Annotated in this window: 5 protein-coding genes; 3 read left to right on the top strand and 2 right to left on the bottom strand. The window is 69.8% G+C overall.

The window, feature by feature from the left end:
• From ACWCO3_RS33440 to ACWCO3_RS33430, 3 genes are all read left to right on the top strand, one after another.
• On the top strand, nt 1–185 hold a 185-nt coding region (locus ACWCO3_RS33440; RefSeq protein WP_450013936.1), incomplete at its 5' end, for a hypothetical protein.
• A 100-nt stretch (nt 186–285) separates the two neighbouring features.
• Entirely contained in the window at nt 286–1,221 is a 936-nt protein-coding gene (locus ACWCO3_RS33435; RefSeq protein WP_145779139.1) for an ABC transporter ATP-binding protein, read from the top strand.
• Complete coding sequence (locus ACWCO3_RS33430) at nt 1,218–2,042, top strand: ABC transporter permease subunit (protein ID WP_145779138.1); 825 nt, start codon at nt 1,218–1,220, stop codon at nt 2,040–2,042. Before ACWCO3_RS33435 ends, ACWCO3_RS33430 begins: the two co-directional genes overlap by 4 nt.
• A 52-nt stretch (nt 2,043–2,094) precedes the next feature.
• Here the strand turns inward: ACWCO3_RS33430 and ACWCO3_RS33425 are convergent, their stop codons facing one another.
• Together ACWCO3_RS33425 and ACWCO3_RS33420 are read right to left on the bottom strand one after the other, a co-directional pair.
• Complete coding sequence (locus tag ACWCO3_RS33425; RefSeq protein ID WP_358053252.1) at nt 2,095–2,490, bottom strand: hypothetical protein; 396 nt, start codon at nt 2,488–2,490, stop codon at nt 2,095–2,097.
• Nucleotides 2,487–2,825 (bottom strand): hypothetical protein, encoded by a 339-nt coding sequence (locus ACWCO3_RS33420; RefSeq protein WP_145779136.1) that lies wholly within the window; start codon nt 2,823–2,825, stop codon nt 2,487–2,489. Before ACWCO3_RS33420 ends, ACWCO3_RS33425 begins: the two co-directional genes overlap by 4 nt.
• Nucleotides 2,826–2,992: the final 167 nt, after the last annotated feature.

Raw genomic sequence — 2,992 nt, 5'->3', positions numbered from 1 at the left:
GGTTCGAGGGGGTGACAGTGGCGTACGAGCGGACCACCGCGCTACGCGACGTCACACTGACCATCCGGGCCGGCGAACGGATCGCCGTCATCGGCGGACGGCGCGCTGCTGGGCGCGGCACGGGCGACCTGGATCGCCCGCTGATCCCGGTCGTCAACCGCAGGGAGGACCCGCCTCCACCCTGAGACGGATCAGGACATACGGACCGCGCCTGATTGACCTTGTTGCATTGGGCCGTCACGCTGTGCCACGGCGTACCTCGACGCCACGCACGGGAGGAGAACGATGACTGACGGGCAGAGAAGCCCCACCAGCGACGGTCAGATCGTGGTGTCCGGTCTGACAAAGCAGTACAAGAACGTCCGGGCGGTGAACAACCTGTCCTTCACCGTGGCGCCGGGGCGGGTGACCGGCTTCCTCGGCCCGAACGGCGCTGGTAAGACCACCACGCTGCGCATGTTGCTGAACCTGGTCACGCCCACCGCCGGCACGGCCACCATCAGCGGCAGCCGGTACGCGGACCTCGCCGACCCGCTGCGGCACGTCGGCGCGATCCTCGAGGCGTCCAGCGCGCACAAGGGCCGCACCGGCATCAACCACCTGCGGGTGATCTGCGCGGCGGCCGGGCTGCCCAAGCAGCGGGCCGCCGAGGTGTTGGAACTGGTCGGGTTGACCCCGGCGGCGAAGCGCAAGTTCAAGGGTTACTCGCTGGGCATGAAGCAGCGGCTCGGTATCGCCGCCGCGATGCTCGGCGACCCCCGGGTGCTGATCCTGGACGAGCCGGCCAACGGGCTCGACCCGGAGGGCATCCGGTGGATGCGTGGGTTCCTCAAGAACCTCGCCCACGAGGGTCGTACGGTGCTGGTCTCCAGCCACCTGCTGTCCGAGATGCAGCTGCTCGCCGACGACGTGGTGATCATCGCCGCCGGCCAGTTGATCCGGCAGGGCCCGGTCGACCAGGTGCTCGGGTCGATGGCACAGGGCGCGCAGGTCCGGGTGCGTACGCCGCAGGCCGAGGCGCTGACCACAGCGCTCAAGGCGCAGTCGGCGACGGTGAACGTCGACGAGCAGGGCGTGCTGCTGGTCAGCGGGGTGGACGCGCCGACCATCGGCCGCGCCGCCCTCGCCGCCGGCGTGGAACTGCACGAACTGACCACCGAACGGCCCGACCTGGAACGGGTCTTCCTGGAGCTGACGGCCGGAAAGGCGGGCATCCGATGAACCTGGTCCGATCCGAGCTGCTCAAGATCCGCACCACCAACACCTGGTGGATCTTCGCGCTCATCTCGCTGCCGCTCTGGGCGCTCACCCTGCTGATCAACTGGTTGCAGGCCGACACCCTGACCAACGGCAACCTCGGCGAGGTGCCGGCCGACCAGGCCGACACCCTGGCGGCGGCGGCCAGCGCGGACGCGCTCTCCTCGAACCTGTTCACCACCGGGCAGTTCTTCGGCCTGCTGATTGTGATGCTGCTCGGCATCATCGTGGTGACCAGCGAGTTCTTCCACCAGACGGTCACCACCACGTTCCTCACCAACCCGCACCGCACCGCCGTGATGAGCGCCAAGCTGGTCGCGGCGGGCGTGCTGGCGCTGCTGTTCTGGTTGGTGACCACCGCGTTCAACCTGGTTGCCGGTTCGGCGGTGCTGAACGCCATCGGGCTCGACTCACAACTGGGCAACGAGGCCGCGTGGCGGGCGATCGGGTTGAACCTGCTCGCGTACCTGCTCTGGGCGGTGTTCGGAGTCGGCATCGGCGTGCTGCTGCGCAGCCAGATCGGTGCCACAGTGACCGGCATCCTGCTCTACCTGGGCGGCTCGATCGGCGCCATCTTCGTGATCGCCATCCTGGCCGACCGGTGGGGTGACTGGATCAACAACCTCCAGTTGCTGGTGCCGTCGTTGGCCTCGTCGCTGATGGTCACCGGGGCCGACATTCCGGGCAACCCGCCGCGCTGGGCCGGGGCCGCCGTCCTGATCGGGTACGCGGTGGTGACCGGCGTGGTCGGCACCCTGCTGATGCGTCGACGCGACATCTCCTGACCGGTGCCGGGGTGGCGGCAGCGCCGCCGTCACCCCGGAACGCCGGCCCGGCTCACCCGCCGGGGCAGCCCCGCCCGCCGCTGCGCGGTATGCACTGGGTGACCGCCGGGGCGGGCTCGTCATCGGCGGGCGTGTGGCCGATCAGGACCCCGGTGGCCATCCGGCCGACCAGAACGACCATCAGATACACCATCACCATCCCGCCGACCGCCCAGCGGAAGTGCCGGCTCCAGTCCGCATCGCCGGCCAGCCACAGCCCGACAATCGGCAGCGCGTTGAGCAGGAGAGCGGCGATCAGCACGGCGTCGGTGCCGGCGCCGAACGCCTGTGCCGCCTCGTGGGTCGGCGCGTACGGCTTCGAGGTGCGCCGGATCAGGCCCACCACAAGCAGGAACGGCACCCCGTACAACCAGACGAAGAAGAGCCCTCCGAGGCCGAGCCGCTTCACGAGCGCCCCGCGTACACGGCCGCGCAGATCGTGACGGTCACCAGTGCGGACAGGGTGCCGGCGAGCACCGCCGAGGGCACCAGCCGGACGAGCAGCGCGGTCACCAGCGCCGTCACGACGAGCAACCCGGCGAGCACCGGCCCGCCCCACACCAGCATGACCAGCGCCAGGGACTCCCCCGGCGACAGGCAACTGAACCAGGCCGAACAGTCCGTCGCCGGCGGACTCGGCACACTCGCCAGACCCACCGCCACGGCCGCACCGACCGTCACGTACCAACCGGACGCCACCGCCACACTCCGGCCGTAGCGCCCCCGTACCCCGTTGTGATCCATGCGAAGGATCCTCACCGGACTTGCGACGCGAAGACATCGGCATCCGTACTCAGTTGCCTGCCGTTACGCTCCCGACGGCCCACCTAGGGCCTGTTTCATAAGGGCGGTCGAGCCGAGGCGGAGTCCGGGCGGCGATCCGGCAAGGCGCGGTTTCGTCCGGATACCGG

This window comes from Micromonospora sp. NPDC002411 (assembly GCF_053592955.1).
The sequence above is the reverse complement of the archived record's forward strand: the minus strand, read 5'-3'. Positions and strand labels throughout refer to the sequence as shown.